General features: G+C 59.5%; 17 protein-coding genes. All 17 read right to left on the minus strand.

The window, feature by feature from the left end; all coding sequences use genetic code 11:
• Positions 1 to 24: 24 nt before the first annotated feature.
• On the minus strand, positions 25 to 1,224 hold the full coding sequence (locus PSJ8397_RS07440; RefSeq protein ID WP_085863954.1) for an ABC transporter substrate-binding protein: 1,200 nt from the start codon (positions 1,222 to 1,224) through the stop codon (positions 25 to 27).
• Entirely contained in the window at positions 1,224 to 1,841 is a 618-nt protein-coding gene (locus PSJ8397_RS07445) for a CDP-alcohol phosphatidyltransferase family protein (RefSeq protein WP_085863955.1), read from the minus strand. Before PSJ8397_RS07445 ends, PSJ8397_RS07440 begins: the two co-directional genes overlap by 1 nt.
• Positions 1,842 to 1,988: 147 nt before the next feature.
• On the minus strand, positions 1,989 to 2,456 hold the full coding sequence (locus PSJ8397_RS07450) for a c-type cytochrome (protein WP_085863956.1): 468 nt from the start codon (positions 2,454 to 2,456) through the stop codon (positions 1,989 to 1,991).
• Between the two features lie 114 nt (positions 2,457 to 2,570).
• Positions 2,571 to 3,785, minus strand: coding sequence for a 5-aminolevulinate synthase (gene hemA, locus PSJ8397_RS07455; protein WP_085863957.1), 1,215 nt, complete (start codon positions 3,783 to 3,785; stop codon positions 2,571 to 2,573).
• A 1-nt stretch (position 3,786) separates the two neighbouring features.
• Positions 3,787 to 4,587 (minus strand): putative photosynthetic complex assembly protein PuhE, encoded by an 801-nt coding sequence (gene puhE, locus PSJ8397_RS07460; RefSeq protein WP_085863958.1) that lies wholly within the window; start codon positions 4,585 to 4,587, stop codon positions 3,787 to 3,789.
• On the minus strand, positions 4,587 to 5,714 hold the full coding sequence (gene acsF / locus PSJ8397_RS07465; RefSeq protein WP_085863959.1) for a magnesium-protoporphyrin IX monomethyl ester (oxidative) cyclase: 1,128 nt from the start codon (positions 5,712 to 5,714) through the stop codon (positions 4,587 to 4,589). Before acsF ends, puhE begins: the two co-directional genes overlap by 1 nt.
• The gene (locus PSJ8397_RS07470) at positions 5,711 to 6,007 is read right to left on the minus strand and encodes a hypothetical protein (RefSeq protein ID WP_085863960.1); all 297 of its coding nucleotides are present in this window, start codon (positions 6,005 to 6,007) and stop codon (positions 5,711 to 5,713) included. Before PSJ8397_RS07470 ends, acsF begins: the two co-directional genes overlap by 4 nt.
• A 24-nt stretch (positions 6,008 to 6,031) precedes the next feature.
• The gene (gene puhC / locus PSJ8397_RS07475) at positions 6,032 to 6,487 is read right to left on the minus strand and encodes a photosynthetic complex assembly protein PuhC (RefSeq protein ID WP_085864286.1); all 456 of its coding nucleotides are present in this window, start codon (positions 6,485 to 6,487) and stop codon (positions 6,032 to 6,034) included.
• Between the two features lie 6 nt (positions 6,488 to 6,493).
• On the minus strand, positions 6,494 to 7,123 hold the full coding sequence (puhB, locus tag PSJ8397_RS07480; protein ID WP_085863961.1) for a photosynthetic complex putative assembly protein PuhB: 630 nt from the start codon (positions 7,121 to 7,123) through the stop codon (positions 6,494 to 6,496).
• Between the two features lie 20 nt (positions 7,124 to 7,143).
• Complete coding sequence (gene puhA, locus PSJ8397_RS07485; RefSeq protein ID WP_085863962.1) at positions 7,144 to 7,926, minus strand: photosynthetic reaction center subunit H; 783 nt, start codon at positions 7,924 to 7,926, stop codon at positions 7,144 to 7,146.
• A 16-nt stretch (positions 7,927 to 7,942) separates the two neighbouring features.
• Positions 7,943 to 9,376: an MFS transporter gene (locus PSJ8397_RS07490; protein ID WP_085863963.1), complete on the minus strand. Its 1,434-nt coding sequence runs from the start codon at positions 9,374 to 9,376 to the stop codon at positions 7,943 to 7,945.
• Positions 9,373 to 10,059, minus strand: a complete 687-nt coding sequence (gene bchM / locus PSJ8397_RS07495; protein ID WP_085863964.1) for a magnesium protoporphyrin IX methyltransferase — start codon at positions 10,057 to 10,059, stop codon at positions 9,373 to 9,375. The genes PSJ8397_RS07490 and bchM overlap by 4 nt, the downstream gene beginning before the upstream one ends.
• Entirely contained in the window at positions 10,060 to 10,956 is an 897-nt protein-coding gene (gene bchL, locus PSJ8397_RS07500; RefSeq protein WP_085863965.1) for a ferredoxin:protochlorophyllide reductase (ATP-dependent) iron-sulfur ATP-binding protein, read from the minus strand.
• A 121-nt stretch (positions 10,957 to 11,077) separates the two neighbouring features.
• Complete coding sequence (locus tag PSJ8397_RS07505) at positions 11,078 to 14,611, minus strand: cobaltochelatase subunit CobN (protein WP_085863966.1); 3,534 nt, start codon at positions 14,609 to 14,611, stop codon at positions 11,078 to 11,080.
• Positions 14,601 to 16,157 (minus strand): ferredoxin:protochlorophyllide reductase (ATP-dependent) subunit B, encoded by a 1,557-nt coding sequence (bchB, locus tag PSJ8397_RS07510; RefSeq protein ID WP_085863967.1) that lies wholly within the window; start codon positions 16,155 to 16,157, stop codon positions 14,601 to 14,603. The genes PSJ8397_RS07505 and bchB overlap by 11 nt, the downstream gene beginning before the upstream one ends.
• The gene (locus tag PSJ8397_RS07515) at positions 16,154 to 17,440 is read right to left on the minus strand and encodes a ferredoxin:protochlorophyllide reductase (ATP-dependent) subunit N (protein WP_085863968.1); all 1,287 of its coding nucleotides are present in this window, start codon (positions 17,438 to 17,440) and stop codon (positions 16,154 to 16,156) included. The genes bchB and PSJ8397_RS07515 overlap by 4 nt, the downstream gene beginning before the upstream one ends.
• The gene (bchF, locus tag PSJ8397_RS07520; protein ID WP_085863969.1) at positions 17,437 to 17,925 is read right to left on the minus strand and encodes a 2-vinyl bacteriochlorophyllide hydratase; all 489 of its coding nucleotides are present in this window, start codon (positions 17,923 to 17,925) and stop codon (positions 17,437 to 17,439) included. The genes PSJ8397_RS07515 and bchF overlap by 4 nt, the downstream gene beginning before the upstream one ends.
• Positions 17,926 to 18,147 lie beyond the last annotated feature (222 nt).

An 18,147-nucleotide genomic window follows, 5' to 3' on the forward strand; every position in this document is an offset into this window, starting at 1 on the left:
AAGCGCAGCACGTGGCGTCAGTCGTTACTGACCGGTGCCGTAACGTTCGACCCAATCGTCGGTGACGCGGGTCATCCAGCTTGGGTGCGGCTCAGCTTGAACGGTGCCCAGTTCAGCAGGGGACAGGGTTGCGATGCCCAGTTCCAGCGCGTCAAAGGCGGCGCGGTCATCCTCGGACAGCGCATCCATATTCAACACAGTGCCATAGCCAAGGATGTTGGGATCCTGCGCGCGGGCCTGTGCCTCAGGCGACATCAAGAAGTTCGCCACCACCATGGACCCAGCAGCCGAGCCGGAATTGTAAGGGATCGCCACAAAGGACGCATTCCCGATCGTTCCTTTGTCCAAGACGAACGTGCGCACGGTCTCTGGCAGCTCAAAGTTCGCAATCGCGGTAGAGGCCGCCCCGGGGCTGAACGAAATAGACAAGTCCAGCTCACCGTCGTTGATCAGCGGGAACATCGCCGTGCCGGTCGCAGGGTACGCCTGACCCGACCGCCACAGATTCGGCGTCAACGCGTCAAGATAGGCCCAAAGCGGGGCAACCACTTCATCATAGGTCTCGTCTGTCGCAGGCGCCTGCAAAACAGACGGATCGTCCAGAATGTCGACCAACACCTGCTTGAGGAACGTGGAGCCTAAGAAATCCGGCGGCTGGGGGTAGCTGAACCGGCCAGGGTTGGCCTGCGCCCAGTCCAACAGCTCCTCCATGGATCCAAGCGCATCGGGCATGGTTTCAGTGTTGTGCACAAACACGACCTGCGCCATGGCCCACGGGCTTTCCATACCGTCCGTCGGCACCGTGAAATCCGTCTGAACTGTCTTGCCGTCCACATCGACAAACTGCCAATTCGGCAATTGTTCCGCATAGGGGCCAAACAACAAATCGGCGTCTTTCATGGCCGCGAAGTTCGCGCCGTTGATCCAGATCATGTCGATGGCACCATCGTCATTCTCACCGGCCTGCTTTTCGGACAGCACGCGGGTGACAGCATCCGCCGTATCCGTCAGCTTTACGTGTTCCAACGTCACGCCGTATTCTTCGGCCACGCGCTCACCCACCCAAGCGATGAAATCGTTGGTTGTCGTTGATCCGCCCCATGCGTTCCAGAACACCGTTTGTCCTTCGGCTTCGGCCAGAACGCTGTCCCAATCGCTGGGGTCCGGATTGGCCAACGCAGCGGTCGGAGCGGCCAGTGCGGCCATCAATGCAAGATACTTCATTAGTCTTCCTTCGTAGTGAACACGCGCCTTGCGGCGATAAGTCGAAGGGTCGCCGTGGCAAAACACAGCGTCCCGAATATCCAGGCCAACGTCGCAAACGACGCAGGAAACAGGCACAACAGCACAAAGAACACGATGGTCTCTGTGCCCTCCAACAGCCCGTTGGAATAGTACAACGATTTCACCCCTTGGGCGGAGGTCTCAATGCCCCGCTTTTCCGCCAGAATGGCGTAGCCCAGAAAGCTCGTCCCGTTGAAATAGAAACTTGTCAAAAGATACGCACCCGCGACGGCATTTGTTTCAGGGTCCATCACGACAAAGGCAAAGGGGATCGCACCGTAGAACAAAAAATCGCACGCAATATCCAGGTAACCGCCGAAGTCCGTTTTGCGTGTCGCACGGGCCACGGCGCCGTCCAATCCGTCCGCAATGCGCGAGGCCAGCAGCAAGACCAGTGCAGCCCACGTCCAGCCCACCATGATCAGCACAGCTGCCATCAGGCCCATGCCCAAACCGATCAACGTCACGCCATCCGCCGTCATGCCGCGCGCCGCCAAAGAGGCGCCGATGGCATTCAAAGGTGGATCAATCAGCTTACGTGCTGCGGAATCCAGCATGGAACCTCCCCGTTCGTCTGTGGCTGTTTGACCGATCAAACGCCGTGGCGCAACGGCGCTGACACGAATGTGAGGGAAGGCAGCCGTTTAACGCAACAAAAAAGGGGCCGCGCAACGCGCGACCCCTTAACATCTTGGTCCAGCAGATCAGTTGGACTCTGCTTCGCCTTCGGCCTCTTCGGCACCGAACGTCGCGAGGTAGGCATAGATGTTAATCGCTTCCTCTTCCTGACGGACGCGATACGCCATCTTGCCGCGCGCACGGTTGTTGTCGAGGGTTTCGCGCAGCCAGCCTGTTGGGTCCTGAACATAGCCGACGAAGTTTTCTTCGGTCCAGACGGTGCCCATCTCGCCCAGCTCAACGATGCTGTCGCCATAGCGGAAATCTTCGACAGACCCGAGGGTCCGGCCAGCAAGCGCATAAAGGTTCGGGCCGGTGCGCGCGTTGCGGCCTGCCAGGACATTCCCGTCGGCGTCAGCCACAATGTGGCACGCCACGCACTGGCGGTTGAATTGCTCTTCACCGGCCGCCGCATCACCGGATGCTGCATGGCCGTCTGCAAATGCGGGGCCTGCCAAAAGTGCCGCCGCGGCTGCATAAATAAACTTGGTCATCGTAGTCTCCCTAACGTCAAGTTTGGCGCGGCAGGATGCCGCATCGGATAGAAGGGTAGTCTGGCACTTCGCGCCGTCCAGCAGAAATAAAGATTCAATCACTGTTATGCGATATCACGCCACCTGATGGGCGATAGCGCATTGTTTCCAAAGGACAGTTAGTGCGGACACCAAATAGGCAATATCTTCGTCAGTATGCAGCGGGGAGGGCGTAAACCGCAGCCGTTCGGTGCCTTTGGGCACAGTCGGATAGTTGATCGGCTGCACATAGATGTTCCACTCATCCATCAGATAATCGGCCAGCATCTTGGTTTTGACCGGATCGCCGATCATCACCGGCACGATGTGGCTGTCGTTGGGCATATGCGGGATGCCTTGCGCATCCAGCATCGCCCGCAGCTTGGCAACCTGACGGCGTTGCCCCGCCCGTTCAAACTGGCTTTCCTTTAGATGCGCAATGGACACCCGCGCCGCCGCCGCAACAGCGGGCGGCAAGGCCGTGGTAAAGATAAACCCGCTGGCGAAACTGCGGATGAAATCGCACAGCGCCGCGGATCCGGTGATGTAGCCCCCAACGCAGCCAAACGCTTTGCCAAGCGTGCCTTCGATCAACGTGATCCGATGCGCCAGACCCAACTCTTCCGACACGCCGCCGCCGCGTTTGCCGTACATGCCGACTGCATGAACCTCATCGATGTAGGTCATGGCGCCATACTTTTCGGCAACGTCCAGAATGGCCTCGATCGGGGCGATGTCACCGTCCATGGAATAGACCGATTCAAACGCGACGATCTTGGGATGATCTGCCGGGATCGCCGCCAACTTTTCTTCCAAGTCCGCAACATCATTGTGCCGCCAGATCACTTTTTTCGCCTTCGAATGACGGATGCCTTCGATCATCGACGCATGGTTGCCCGCATCCGACAGGATAACGCAATTCTCCAACCGGCTGCCCAATGTCGACAAAGACGCCCAGTTCGACACATAGCCCGAGGTAAAGATCAACGCCGCCTCTTTGCCGTGCAGGTCTGCCAACTCTGCCTCCAGCAACAGGTGATCATGGTTCGTGCCGGAAATGTTGCGCGTGCCGCCCGCACCCGTGCCCGTGCGCTCCACCGCTTCTTTCATGGCGTCGATCACTTTGGGGTGTTGGCCCATGCCCAGGTAATCGTTGGAACACCACACGGTCACATCCCGCACGCCATCGTCGGCGTGGTTCGCGGCCTTCGGAAACTTGCCGCATTTACGCTCTAACTCAGCGAAATAGCGGTAATTTCCGTCCGATTTCAGCGCATCAAGCTGTTCATTGAAAAGGGCGTCAAAATCCATGTCAGTCTTCCTTGGCAGTCATTCGTGTTTGGGCAGGGGTGATGTCGGGCAACATCCACCGCCAGAGTTTCGCATCCGGCAGCGGGATCACCATGAACCAGTGTTCCAGCAGCGCCAGCGCGCAAAGAGAGGTCAAAAGGGCGTAGCCCGCCGCATCGACAGGTGTGACAGACGACATCAACAGATGGGCAAAGCAGCCCACAGCAAACGTCAAAACAGTCACTGATATTGGGAAAAACGCGGTAATCGGGCCTTGCCGCAGATGGCTGCGCAGATGCTGCAGCGGGACAGGCAGAAATTCGAAATTGATCCGTGGCACACCGAAAAACAGGTTCAGCTTCGCACTGATGCGGGCAAAGAACAGGATCGCATAGGTCCACAACGCGATCTGGTTGGCGGCATCACTGGTTGCGACAACGACAAAGGCCATGCCCGCCAAAAGCAGGATTTCATGGTGCGCCAAGGCGTCCCACGCCCGCCAAAAGCGCGCCGCACCCATCGCACCCTTAGGGCAGGTGGTGCGTTCAGGGCCTGTAATCACGCCGGACAGGAACGACAATTCGACCCAGCCCCAAATGCACAGTGCACCGAAAAAGCCCTTATAGACACCGGACATTCCGGTGTCCGGCGTTGAGACAATTACCGCCGCAACACCCAGCGCCAACACCGGCACCGACATGAACACCGCCACGTTGTAGGCATTGCCGCCTGTCCGGTCCGCCCGACGGATGACATAGAGGATCGCCCCAGTGGCAAACCACCAGGTAAAGAGCGCGATGAGAGATGCGCCCCAAACCCCCATCAGTACGCAGGCCTCAGGACGGTGCTGTCTGGCACGTCATGTTTGATCGCAGGGATCGTATACAGCGACACGAAAGCCGCCCCCGCCCGTGCGGATCCGATCATGCGTTTGACGAACCCGCCAAACCCACCGGCTTTCTTCCCTTGGGCAATCTGCACATTGGCCCGCTGCATCCGTTCCAGATTGCGCTGCCACCGTGGGTTTTCGATATCCAACATCAACGGGAAAATCTGCCCCGTCAGAACGGACGTCTTGGTAAACACCTCATGGGCATACCAATCAGGGTCCACGCCAAGTGCGGCATGGAACGCAGGCCGCTGGTGATCGCGCACATACATGGTGGAATAGACCGCCGTCAGGAAAAACTTGATCCACAGCTTGTTGGCGAAACTTTCCGTCAACTTCGGATCCGTCTTCATCAACAGGGCGAAGGCCTCACCATGGCTGAACTCATCGTTGCACCATTCCTCAAACCACTTGAAAATCGGGTGGAAACGGTGCTCCGGGTTCGCCTCAAGATGGCGGAAGATCGTGATGTAGCGGGCGTAGCCGATCTTTTCGCTGAGATAAGTAGCATAGTAGATGAACTTCGGCCGGAAGTAGGTGTATTTCTTCGACTGCGTCAGGAACCCAAGGTTCACGCGCAGACCGGCCTCACGCAGGGCATCGTTGATAAAGCCCGCATGCCGCGCCTCATCCCGTGCCATCAGCTGAAACAGCTGTGTGATGTCCTTGTTGGACCCGCGACGTTTCATCTCTTTGTACAGCACACAGCCTGAAAATTCCGCCGTGCAACTGGAAATCAGGAAGTCGATAAACTCCGCCTTCAGCTGCGGCTCCATCCCGTCCCAATCGACGTGATCCCAGTCTTCGTTTTTCTTGAAATGGCCCTTGTTCGGGTCGCTTTCCATCTGGGCGATCAACGCGTCCCAGTCCTTGCGAACAGAGGTCACGTCAATGGCGTCAAGCTCATCAAAGTCCGTGGTGTAGAACCGCGGCGTCAGCAGGGTGTTCGACATCGCCGTTTCCGTGGCGAAATCATCGTCAAACTTCGCCTGTTCTTCCTGAATGGCGAGGCCTTCTTCGACGGTCGTCGCATCAGCCGAATGCTTTGCATGCATATTCATACCGTCACCTCCTCGCTGAACGAAAACTCGCACAGCTCCATGAATTCGAAATCTCCCGTGGCCCGCGTCCACAGCCGCTCAATCCCACTGGCCCGCGTGATCGTCGCCATGCGCTCGTCCTCAACCACCTCGCCGTAGGGCGCCATGATCTCCGCGCCGTGGACCTTAACGGTGTCGCCTGGTCCCACGACGGATCCGTCGGTGAACTTGACGTGCGCCGACAGCTCCTCAAAGCGGTGCGAAATGGTGACCACGCAGGGCACCTCTTCTTTGGTTCGTGTCAAAAGGCCCATGGGGGTTCCCTCCTTTGATAGGTTTCAGTCCAGCAGCCGGGCAAAGGCCGCAACGTTGTCAGCGCCATAGCCAATCAGTTCCACCGACCAGCCGGTCACGGGATCCTCAATCGCATAGGTGCCATTGGTGCGTTCCATCAGGATGACCGGTGCCGTGTTGGGCACATCCGCCACCAGACGTTCGCGTTTCAGCGCAATGCCCATAACGCCGACAAACCCCATCAGGTCATCGGCAGAATGGGCGATCTGTTCGCCGTCTTCATTGTAAACCGTCGATACGCCCTGTCGGGACGTCTCAAACTGCAGCGTCATCTGCCGCTCAACAGGGGCCAGTTCGATCACGCCCGTGTTGGGCACACCCGCCCATTGCGCATAGGCCACCAAACCCAAAGACGCCGCCATCAGGCTGAACATGGCCACCACCAACACGCGGGGCACCATGTCTTTGTCGCGGTGCTTCATCTGTTCTGAAAGGGACATGATCACTTACTCCGCTGCGACGGCGCTGGGCGCCTGTTGTTGGACTTGCGGCACAGACACGCGGGCCTCAGCGGCGGCAGCAAAAATATCCGCCACCTTTTCGGCCTCCGCGATGGACCGGAACGCCGGTTGGGTCTTGGCAAAAACCCAGGGCCGCGCGTGGGGCCATGTCATCAGATAGGAAAACCGCACATCGCCAATCAGCTCAAACGCGAGGGTCCCGTGACCCGACCGTTTCAGATCAAGGCCCGCATTGCCGATCTGCGTGTAAGGCAGGTTCAGCGTCATCGTCAGGGCGGCACCAATCCTCATCGCCACCCGCTTGTTCGTCAGCGTGTAAACAGCCGACCGCGCTTGCATCGTCGCAAGCCCCAAAATCAGCAGGCAACACAGCGCCCCGATCACCACGAACGGGACGCCATGCGCCAAAGCCTGATCCATCGGCACAAAGGTGGAGGACACACCAACGCGCCAGACCGTCAAAAGAACGAAATAGGCAATCACCCAATTCAATTTCATCGCATCCCGCGCCAGTCGCAGCACCGAAGGACTGCCCTGCCACAAAATGTGTTCCCCTTCGGGGAGCGCCTCAGGCAACCCCCGTACAGGTTCGAATTTGAAATCGTCATGGGACATCTTTTCGTCCTTTCGTTGTCTTACAGCTGCGGTTCCAACCGCTTTTCTGAGGCATAGAGAGTCCCACCGGCGTAATACGCCATGATCTTCTCTTCCTCCAAAAGCGTGACTTCATCGCCGGATTTAGTGGTCGGGATGCCCGCAAAATTGTGGGCGTACAGGGACCGCACCACGATCCGGTCGGATTTGATGCGACACATATTGATCGGGATCAGACGCATCTGGCCCGTGCCTTCGGGGTTCATGTCCATCTGCAGGAAACGCACCAGCTGTTCCGGCACATCGACCCACATATCAGTGATGCGGCCCATGACTTCGCCGTCGCCAGACACAACAGCCTTACCGCGCGGATCACGTCCGGCGGAATGTGCAAAGTCGGGCAGGCTTGCCATGGGGCGGATCTTCACATGACCATGCCCATCCAATTCAGGCGCATCGCGGCGCGGCGCCCAAGATGCAGGGCCAACACCGTCAACCATCGGATCACCGGTGGGCACGTAAGGAGAGCCCGCAGATTGCGCCGTGCGCGCCAAGGCCAGATCACCGCGCCGATGGGCGGTCTCGTTCTCGATGCTCGGCACAGTGACGCTGCCACGCCCGTGGGGCAGATCAAACGTCTTGGGCTTTGGCACGGGAAACGGGCCTTGGTTCGGCGCGATGTTTCCGTCGTCATCCTCCAGCGGATAACCTTCGCGCATGTTCTCTGTTTGCAGGTAATAGATCAGCCCCGCAAAGAAGATGTAGAACAGCCAGATCGCTGCACTCGCCAGATCGAAATTTCCAAAAAAGTCTACGCCAACCATGGGTATGTCCTCCGTCTTAGGTTGGGAAATCCGCAAGGCCGAACTTGGCCTTGTCGGTTCCGGTCATCGCCCGAACCCGCACCAGCGGACCCAAAGCAATGAGGGTGATAAACAGCAGGCCAATCTCCGTGTGATACACGACAGAATAGCCCGTGGACGGCGTGGCGAGCGCCTCTCCAAAGGTTCCCTGAGTAGCAAGGCCACCGACAACGTCCCGCAGGCCGCCCCCGATCACCGTAGAAAGCCCGGCCGCAGTGGCCTGAGCGGCCCCCCACGCACCAAGCGCAAGACCGCGTCCCGCCAACCCGCCCGCAGGCATGGTCATGGCAGCGGTCAACGTGGCGACCGAAAACAGGCCGCCCCCTAGGCCGATGGCAAATGCACCGGCAAAGAACAAAGCACCGCTGTTCAGCGGGGCCGCAAAAATCACAGACGAAAAGGCAAAGAGACCCACAAGGATCCCCCGCGCCGCAATCCGGTACGGATCGGTCGATTTGGCCAGCCAACGTGCGGCAGCCGCAAACCCCAGCAGCGCCCCAATGGCCCAAGCCGCGGTCAGCAGCGTCGTGGCAGACACGCTCAGCCCCAGGATCTCCCCGCCATAGGGCTCCAACAACACATCCTGCATGTTGAACGCCATGGTGCCCAGGAACACGACCGCCAACAAACGGCCCGCACGGCCACCCGCCATCAAATCGGCCCAGGCATCGCCAAAGGTCGGCTTCGCCGCCGCGCGTTCCTCACGCGACATCGGTTTGACCTTTTCCTGCTTCCACAACGCGATCAGGTTCAGCACGATCGTCACAACAGCCGCGCCTTGCACAACCTGCACCAACTTCAGCTCACTGAAATCGCGCAACAACGTCCCGATGATCACCGCCGACGCCAGCATCCCCAGCAGGAACATCACATAAAGCAGTGCCACAACCCGTGGCCGCGTCTCATCATCCGCACGGTCGGCGGCCAAGGCCAGCCCCGCGGTCTGCGTCATGTGCATCCCGATGCCCGTCAGCAAAAACGCCAAACCGGCTGCAAACTGCCGCGCGCCTTCGGGGATATCCACCGCCGTATTTCCAGACAGCACCAGCAACGCCATGGGCATGATCGCCAAGCCACCAAACTGCCACAGCGTGCCAAACCACAAATACGGGATCCGCTTCCAGCCAATGGCAGACCGATAGGTATCCGACTTGAACCCCAACAACGCGCGGAAGGGTGCCACCAACACGGGGATCGCAATCATCAACGCCACGATCAACGCAGGCACGCCCAACTCAACAATCATCACGCGGTTCAACGTGCCCAGCAACATGACCCCGGCCATGCCCACAGACACCTGAAACAGCGCCAACCGCAACAACTGCCCCAACGGCAGCCCCTCAGACGCTGCATCCGAGAACGGCAACATCTTCAACGTCACTTTTTGCAGGTCGGCCGCGCGGAAAATCATGGCCGCCCCCCGAACCGCAAACACTGCGAAATATAGAAGCCGGATGTGACCCGCTCGACTTCAGCCAAGCGCGTCTGAACACCCGCGATCCGCAGCGCATTGCTCAGCGATGCCGTGTTCTGCGGCACCATCACGGGCGACCGGTCAGCGCGTGGAAACAGCTTTCCAACGCGGAACATCGCCATCAACAACGGGGTGCGCGGCGCCAACGTAAAGACAAACCGTCCCTTGATCCGCTTTTCCTGGGCGCGCAGCAGATCCACCAACGTCGCCTCGTCATAATAGATCATCGAATCCATCGCGACCGCATGATCAAACGTGCCAAGCCCCGGGTCCATCATATCGCCCGCATAAAACGTCACGCGCTTGCGCAAATGATCAGGACAGCGGGCTTGGGCAATCTTGATGATCTCCGGCGCGATATCCACGGCCACCACCTCGGCCCCGCGTTCGGCCAATTCAAACGTCTTGGCCCCCGTGCCACAGCCCGCATCCAGCACCCGCACCCCGGTCAAATCCGTCGGCAACTGCCCCAGCATCACCGCCCGCATCCGGTCGCGCCCCGCACGCACCGTCGCACGAATGCCCGACACCGGCGCATCCGATGTCAGCCGCTCCCATGTCTTGGTCGCGGTCCGGTCGAAATAATCTTCGACGCGGGATCTGGTTACTTCATAGGTCAATCAATCGAACCCCAACAATTCAAAGATGTCGCGGTCTTCCAACGGCGCAGGCGTCGTCGTTTCCGTGGAATTGTACAGCGCCTCTGCCATCCGGATGTAGCCCGCCTGACACGCCGCAATCTCGTCATCGAGCGGCATCTCAAACAGCGTCTTCTTCTTCAGACGCGACCGCCGAATGGCATCCACATCGGGCATATGTGCGATCCGGTTGAACCCGACGGTCCGGCAGTACCGGTCTACCTCATCCGTGTCGCGGCTGCGGTTCGCCACACAGCCCGCCAGCCGCACCTTGTAGTTCTTCGACTTGGCCTGGACGGCGGCAATAATCCGGTTCATCGCATAGATGCTGTCAAAATCATTGGCCGTCACGATCAACGCCTTGTCTGCATGCTGCAACGGGGCCGCAAAACCACCACACACCACGTCGCCCAAGACATCGAAAATCACCACATCCGTGTCTTCCAGCAAATGGTGCTGCTTCAACAGCTTCACCGTCTGCCCGACGACATAGCCACCACAGCCCGTGCCCGCAGGCGGCCCACCGGCCTCCACACATTTCACGCCACCATAGCCTTCGGTCACGAAATCCTCGGGCCGCAGCTCCTCGGGGTGAAAATCCACCTCTTTCAAAATGTCGATCACCGTGGGCTGCAACTGCCCCGTCAAGGTAAACGTGCTGTCATGCTTGGGGTCACACCCGATCTGCAACACCCGCTTGCCCATCTTGGCAAAGGCCGCCGACATATTCGAAGACGTGGTTGATTTCCCAATCCCGCCCTTACCGTAAATCGAAAACACCTTCGCGCCCTCAATCTTTAGCTGATCGTCCTGATGCACCTGAACGGAGCCCTCTCCGTCCTCGCCGCGCAACACCGGTATCTCGTCTCTGGGGCTCATAGCACCCTCCTCAAGGGCAGATCGCCCCGTTTCGCTGTTTCAAAAATATGCCCGCCGGAGGCGCAAAAATTCTGCGAATTTTTGCTCTCTGCCGTCCGCAGGACCTGATCGCAGATCATCATCATTCCGCCGCAATCCCTTCCAGCCGGTCTTCCAACGCGTCCGCCGCATCTTGCAAACCCGCCAATGTCTCGTCGTCCGGCGCCCAGTACTCTCTGTCGGATGCCTCCAGCAGACGCGACGCCATCCGCACGCTCGCTTGCGGGTTCAACGCCGCCAAACGGTCGCGCATCTCTTCGTCCAGCACGAAGGTTTCGCTCAGTTTCTGATAGATCCAAGGCTCCACCTGCCCCGTGGTGGCAGACCACCCCAGCGTGTTGGTGATATGCGCCTCGATCTGGCGCACCCCCTCATGGCCATGCTCCAACAGCGCCTCGAAAAACCGAGGGTTCAGCGCACGGCTTCGTGTCTCAAGGGCCACCTGATCCTTCAGCGTCCGCACCTTCGCGGCCCCCCGCGTCTGGTCGCCGATATAAACGGCGGCATCCTCACCCTTGGCCCGCTTCACAGCACGCGCAATGCCGCCCAGCGTATCGAAATAATGATCAACCGTGGTCACGCCCAACTCGACGCTTTCCAGGTTCTGATAGGCCACATCCACATCCTTCAACGCGGCCTGCAACAGGGTCGCGTTCTTCGTGGGCTTGCCATCCATCCCGTAAGCAAAGGATTTGCGCGCCTCATAGGCATCCGCCAATTCGTCCTCCCCCTCAAAGGCAGAACTGTCGACCAGTGAATTCACATTGGACCCATAGGCCCCTTCGGCATTGGAAAAGACCCGAAGCGCGGCCTCTTCCATGTCGCATCCCATTTCATTGGCATAGGCCAGCGCATGGGCGCGGATAAAGTTTTGATCCAAAGGCTCGTCCGCCATGGCCGCCTTGAAAGCAGCCTCTGCCAACATGCGCGTCTGCAGCGGCAACAAGTCTCTGAATATGCCCGAAAGCGTCATAATGACATCAACGCGGGGCCGGCCCAACTCCTCCAGCGGGATCAAATCCGCCCCGGACAGCCGCCCATAATAATCGAACCGTGGCCGCGCCCCAATCAGGCCCAGCGCCTGTGCAATCGGCACCCCGTCCGACTTGATGTTGTCCGATCCCCACAACACCAACGCGACCGTGCGCGGCAGGCTGTCGTGGGTCTTGAGCAACAATTCCGCCTGCGCCAGACCGTCCTGCATGGCAAAGGCCGTGGGCATCCGGAACGGATCAAAGGCGTGAATATTGCGCCCCGTTGGCAAGATCTCAGGGCTGCGGATCACATCCCCCCCCGGCACCGGCACCACGTATTCGCCCGCAAGTGCCGACATCAGCCCGTCCAACTCCGCATCAGACTGCATCTTTGCCTTGGCCGCCGTCCGATCCGCAGTGGTCTCAAACGTCATCAAGTCCAACAAAGCGTCTGCATCAGCGTCAGGCATCGCGCGGCCCACCACATGCAGCCCGTCCGTGATCAACGCATCCTCTGTTTCCAACAGCTTCAGCCAAAGGGTGTCCGGCGCGACCCCGTCCATATCCACGGCGGCCGCTTGGTCGGCAATCAAGGCCTCAAGCACAGCGCGATCCGCATCCTCACCGCTCATCCCGCGCCACCGCGCCAGGCTGTCTTTCAACTCAGCCAGACCTTTATACAGCCCAGCCGACTGCAACGGCGGCGTCAAATGTGTCACTGTTACGGCACCTGACCGCCGTTTGGCCAATGTGGCCTCAGACGGGTTGTTGGCGGCATAAAGATACACATTCGGCATCTCGCCCATCAGGCGGTCCGGCCAATCCCGTGCGCCAAGGCCCGCCTGCTTGCCGGGCATAAATTCCAACGCCCCATGCATTCCAAAATGCAAGACCGCGTCGGCCTCATAGGTATTGCGCAGCCACAGATAAAATTGCGTGAACGCATGCGTGGGCGCAAAGCCTTCCTCAAACAGCAACCGCATCGGGTCGCCCTCGTAGCCAAAGGTGGGCTGCACACCGACAAACACCTTGCCGAAATGCGCCCCCAAAACGAACACACCCCGCCCGTCCGATTGGACCTTACCGGGGGCAGGCCCCCAAACAGACTCTATTTCAGCCAAAGGCGGCGTATTCGCCACGATATCATCGGCACTCACATGATCCGCGACATTCGCCTCTTGCCCGAACTGCGCCGCATTGCCTTGCAACACCGCGGCCCGCAGATCATCCACCGTTTCGGGCAATTCCACGTCATATCCATCCGCCTTCATCCGGCGCAACGTGTTGTGCAGGCTCTCAAACACAGACAAATACGCCGCCGTCCCAACAGCGCCCGCATTGGGCGGAAAACCAAACAGGACAATACCGATCTTGGCCTCAGCCACGTCCCGCCGCCGCAGCTGCGCCAAACGGTCGACCTTCTCGGCCAGGCTCTCAATCCGTTCATGACACGGGGCCATCGCCTTTTCAGCCGCCACACATTTATGGGCGCAACCGGCACAGCCCTCCGGCCCATGCCGCCCCGCAAACACCGTCGGCGCGATCGCCCCGTCAATCTCAGGCAAAGCGACCAACATGGTCGTCTCCACCGGCCCAAGCCCTTGCTTGCCCGCGGCCCACTGACCCAACGTCTGAAATTCCAACGGCTGTGCGTTCACATAAGGCACGTTCAGGCGTGCCAAGGCCTCGATAGCTGCCGCGTTGTCATTATACGCAGGCCCCCCGACAAGGCTGAACCCCGTCAAGGACACCACAACATCAACACCGTCGAAATAGGCATCCATCGCAGGCCGCCCATCAAGCCCCCCGGCAAAAGCCGGCACAGGGCAAAGCCCCTTCGTCTCAAACGCGCGAATAACCGCGTCGTAATGGGCCGTATCACCGGCCAAAATATACGACCGCAACATCAAAACGCCGACTTTCGGCCCGTCCCGCAGGGGCAGGTCTGCCAAATCGGTTACAATCCCCTCAGCGGGCAAATCAGGATGATACAGACCCGTTTCAGGGTAGTCTTTCGGCGCCTCAACCGAGATGCCGCCCCATTCACGACGCGACGCATACCGGCTCAGCAGCATCCGCAACATCTGTTCGATGTTCTCGTCTGATCCGCCCAACCAGTACTGCATGCACAAAAACCAGGCCCGCAAATCCTGCGCCTTGCCGGGGATCAATCGCAGGATCTTTGGCAGCCGCCGCAGCATCTTCATCTTTTTGGCGCCCGACGCGCTGTCATGGCTTTTCGCACCACGCAGCTTTTTCAACAACGCCATCGGCCCTGAGGCGGGCTTCGTCATATCCAGATCGCCCATCTTCGTCAGGCTGACGATGGACGGGTCCGCAATGACCCCCACAAAGGCATCCAGCTCCGCGCGCCGCGCCTTCATCACAGGCACAATGGCGTTCAACTGATCCTCAAGAAACACCAGATTGCCAACGACGATATTCGCCGCACCCACCGCCTCAATCGCCGCATCCTTCGCCGCCGGGTTCGCCTCCCACTCGGCGCTGGCAAACACCTCAACCGACAGCCCCGGAAATTCGGCCGACATCTTGGGCGCAAGCCGCGCAATCGGACCAGCAGTGTGCTGGTCCAACGTCACGATCACGACGCGATAGGGGATATGATCAACACTATCGCGCAAAATGGGCCTTCGCTTCGTACAGCGTATCAATGGAGATCTCGGCCAACCCGCGCTCAGTCGCAAAACTCTCGGTATTGCGCCGCGCCTTGCCGCGCACGAAAAACGGGATCTTCCTCAACTCACGTTCCGCATCATCCAGCCAGATGACATTGTCGCCCGCCTTCATCTGACCAGAAAACTCCGGGGGAGACGCGACAGCGTCGGGGGCAGCGCCCCCCTCTACCAAACGCGGCTTGGCCTGATGCCCATGATGGCTCGCCCCCGCATCATCGTGGAATTCGAAATCCTCACGGAACATGTGCAGCAGATGTTCTTCCAGACCCATGACCAGCGGATGCACCCACGTGTCAAAAATCACATTCGCGCCCTCAAACCCCATCTGGGGGGAGTAGCGCGCGGGAAAGTCCTGAACGTGCACCGGCGCAGAAATGACAGCACAGGGAATGCCCAGCCGTTTGCCAATGTGACGTTCCATCTGCGTGCCAAGGATCATCTCAGGCTGCAGACGCTCAATCGCCTCCTCAACCTCAAGGTAATCGTCCGTGATCAACGCCTCGACGCCGTACTCTTTCGCCACTTTGCGAATATCACGCGCCATTTCACGGTTGAAACAGCCGATCCCGGCCACCTCAAACCCCATTTCATCCCGCGCGATCCGTGCTGCCGCCTTCACATGGGTCCCGTCGCCAAAGATGAACACCCGTTTTCCGGTCAGATAGGTGCTGTCGACCGACGCCGCATACCAAGGCTGACGCAACCGGCTGTCGTCTGCGTGACACGGCAGGCCGGTGATCTCAGCCACTTCAGCGATGAAATCACGTGTGGCGCCCGCGCCAATCGGCACGACCTTGGTATAAGGCTGGCCCAATTCCCGTTCCATCCAACGGGCGGCACTTTCCGCCGTTTCGGGATACATCAAAACGTTGAAATGCGCGGCCCCCATGCGGGCGATGTCGGCGGGCGTGGCCCCCATGGGCGCACAGACGTTCACGTCAATCCCGAGGTCCGACAACAGGCCTGTCAATTCCTCGATGTCATCGCGGTGCCGAAACCCAAGGCCCGTGGGCCCGATCAGGTTACACGTCACCCGCGCCGTCCGCTCCATCGGACGGGCCAGATGGCGCACAATCTGAAAGAACGTCTCATCCGCGCCAAAGTTTTCCTTGCGCTGATAGCTGGGCAATTCCAGCGGAATGACCGGAATGTCAAATCCCATCGTCTCCGCCAGACCCGCCGGATCATCCTGGATCAATTCCGCCGTACAGGACGCACCGACGATAATCGCCTCTGGCTTGAACCGGTCCACCGCATCCTGACAAGCATCCTTGAACAAATGCGCCGTATCCGCGCCCAGATCACGGGCCTGAAAGGTCGTATAGCTGACCGGCGGGCGATGGTTGCGCCGCTCGATCATCGTAAACAGCAGGTCCGCATAGGTATCGCCTTGCGGCGCGTGCAACACGTAATGCAGCCCCTTCATCCCCGTGGCAACGCGCATCGCGCCCACATGGGGCGGGCCTTCATATGTCCACACCGAAAGCTTCATTCTGCCGCCTCCAACCCAAGGATGTTGCGGCGCCGCACGGGCCTCGAAAACAGCCCCGCCAGATCACCGGCCTGTTCGTAGAAATGCACCGGCGTGAACACCAACTCGATCGCCCATTTCGTCGTCAGCCCTTCGGCCTCCAACGGGTTCGCCAACCCCAATCCACACACCGTCAGATCAGGCCGCGCGGCGCGGGCACGGTCCAGCTGTTTGTCCACGTCTTGCCCTTCGGAAATCTGCGGGCCCGCTGGCAGCAAATCCAGATCCGGCCCATGCAGCGCGTCGTGGATATAGGGCTGGCCCACCTCAATCGGCTGCATCCCGCATTCCCGCGCCAAAAACCGCGCCAGCGGAATTTCCATCTGACTGTCCGGCATGAAAAACACCGACTTGCCGCGCAGCGCCTCAGACGCCTGACTTACTGCTGCCCGCGCCCGTGCGCGCGGCGCATCTGTGACCGCCGCAAACGTCTCGGCGTCTACGCCAAACTCTGCCGCGATGGCGGCCAACCAGGCGGTCGTGCCCTCCTCACCATAAGGGAATGGCGCTGGCAGATGGCGGGCGTGGCGCCGCTCCAACGCGGCATGGGTTTCCCCCAGAAACGGCTGGGTCAGGGCAAAGACCGTGTTCGGCCCGACCGACAGCTCATCCGCCGCCGTGCGCGTGGGCAAACAGCGCACCGTGTCGATGCCCAAACCGCTCAGCAGCCCCAGCATCTGATCCTCGACCACATCGGGCAAGGCGCCCACGACAACCAACTGCCGCGCGTCCGTCTCAGGCAGCACCGGCACCATCGACGCAAGGCAAGCATCTTCGCCCTCGGTAAACGTCGTTTCGATTCCCGAACCGCTGAAATTCAGCACCCGAACCGACGGTCCATGCGCCAAAGTGAGTCGTTCCGCCGCCTTGGCAAGATCCAGCTTGATCACCTCAGACGGGCAGGATCCGACCAGAAACAGCTGCTTGATGTCCGGCCGGCGGGCCAACAATCTGTCAACTTGGGCGTCCAATTCGTCTTGGGCGTCTTTCAGACCGGCCAAATCGCCTTCTTCCAGAATCGCCGTCGCGAATCGCGGCTCGGCAAAAATCATCACACCGGCCGCCGATTGCAGCAAATGGGCGCAGGTCCGCGATCCGACCACCAGAAAAAATGCATCCTGCATTTTTCGGTGCAGCCAGATGATGCCCGTCAATCCGCAGAAAACCTCGCGCTGTCCGCGCTCCTTCAGCACGGGTGCCGTGCGGCATCCGCCGTCGGTTGGGGGTGTTGGTGCATAGGTCATCTGACAGCCTCCGCATCCAGCCGCGCACGGCGCAACTTCCACACGAATTGACCCGCGTTGATGACGTAGGCCACATAGGCCGCCACCGCGATCCACATCAGCGTTTCACCTGTCCACGAGGTCGCAAAAAGACCAACGATATAAAGGGTATGCAGGGCAATGACGCCAAAGCTGAACACGTCCTCCCAAAAGAAGGCAGGGGCAAAAAGATACTGCCCGAAGACGACCTTTTCCCAGATCGCTCCGGTGACCATGATCAGGTACAAAATGCCCGTCTTCACGACCACCGAAACGGTCGCCGCATCGTAGCCCGCGCCAGTGGACAAATAGCGCAAAACCAGCCCCACAGAGACGAGGAAAACCACAAACTGCAACGGCGCCAAAACACCCTGAACCAAGGTCCATTTCGTGGCGTCCCGTCGGGCGCGTTCGTCAGCCGTATACAGCTGAACCGGAGGAGTTTGAGAGGCGGCTTGCCCTCGCATGGCGGGTGTTCCCTGAATGATCTTCAGGTCCAAACTTACGCCTCGAAGGGGTAAAGTGTCAATTTAGATTTACATCAACTAGGTTTACATCGACTGCAGGTCGTCTGCCGTGTTAAGTTGACAGAAACGCCAATAAAATCTGGCGTTTCTCCCCTCTAATAGCGCCGACAGCCTATGATCTGTCAATTACCTTTGACAATATTGTGGGGTTCGCAGACAATG

The sequence above is a fragment of the Pseudooctadecabacter jejudonensis genome (assembly GCF_900172275.1).
Taxonomy (GTDB): Bacteria; Pseudomonadota; Alphaproteobacteria; order Rhodobacterales; family Rhodobacteraceae; genus Octadecabacter; species Octadecabacter jejudonensis.

What these genes read in the sequence shown, in the direction of transcription:
- PSJ8397_RS07515 (WP_085863968.1), bottom strand. Translation starts at nt 17,440, where the DNA reads ATGACCTATGCACCAACACCCCCAACCGACGGCGGATGCCGCACGGCA.
- hemA (WP_085863957.1), bottom strand. Translation starts at nt 3,785, where the DNA reads ATGGATTTTGACGCCCTTTTCAATGAACAGCTTGATGCGCTGAAATCG.
- bchL (WP_085863965.1), bottom strand. Translation starts at nt 10,956, where the DNA reads ATGAGCCCCAGAGACGAGATACCGGTGTTGCGCGGCGAGGACGGAGAG.
- puhC (WP_085864286.1), bottom strand. Translation starts at nt 6,487, where the DNA reads ATGTCCCTTTCAGAACAGATGAAGCACCGCGACAAAGACATGGTGCCC.
- PSJ8397_RS07440 (WP_085863954.1), bottom strand. Translation starts at nt 1,224, where the DNA reads ATGAAGTATCTTGCATTGATGGCCGCACTGGCCGCTCCGACCGCTGCG.
- puhE (WP_085863958.1), bottom strand. Translation starts at nt 4,587, where the DNA reads ATGGGGGTTTGGGGCGCATCTCTCATCGCGCTCTTTACCTGGTGGTTT.
- PSJ8397_RS07490 (WP_085863963.1), bottom strand. Translation starts at nt 9,376, where the DNA reads ATGATTTTCCGCGCGGCCGACCTGCAAAAAGTGACGTTGAAGATGTTG.
- bchF (WP_085863969.1), bottom strand. Translation starts at nt 17,925, where the DNA reads ATGCGAGGGCAAGCCGCCTCTCAAACTCCTCCGGTTCAGCTGTATACG.
- PSJ8397_RS07450 (WP_085863956.1), bottom strand. Translation starts at nt 2,456, where the DNA reads ATGACCAAGTTTATTTATGCAGCCGCGGCGGCACTTTTGGCAGGCCCC.
- bchB (WP_085863967.1), bottom strand. Translation starts at nt 16,157, where the DNA reads ATGAAGCTTTCGGTGTGGACATATGAAGGCCCGCCCCATGTGGGCGCG.
- PSJ8397_RS07470 (WP_085863960.1), bottom strand. Translation starts at nt 6,007, where the DNA reads ATGGGCCTTTTGACACGAACCAAAGAAGAGGTGCCCTGCGTGGTCACC.
- puhB (WP_085863961.1), bottom strand. Translation starts at nt 7,123, where the DNA reads ATGTCCCATGACGATTTCAAATTCGAACCTGTACGGGGGTTGCCTGAG.
- acsF (WP_085863959.1), bottom strand. Translation starts at nt 5,714, where the DNA reads ATGAATATGCATGCAAAGCATTCGGCTGATGCGACGACCGTCGAAGAA.
- puhA (WP_085863962.1), bottom strand. Translation starts at nt 7,926, where the DNA reads ATGGTTGGCGTAGACTTTTTTGGAAATTTCGATCTGGCGAGTGCAGCG.
- PSJ8397_RS07445 (WP_085863955.1), bottom strand. Translation starts at nt 1,841, where the DNA reads ATGCTGGATTCCGCAGCACGTAAGCTGATTGATCCACCTTTGAATGCC.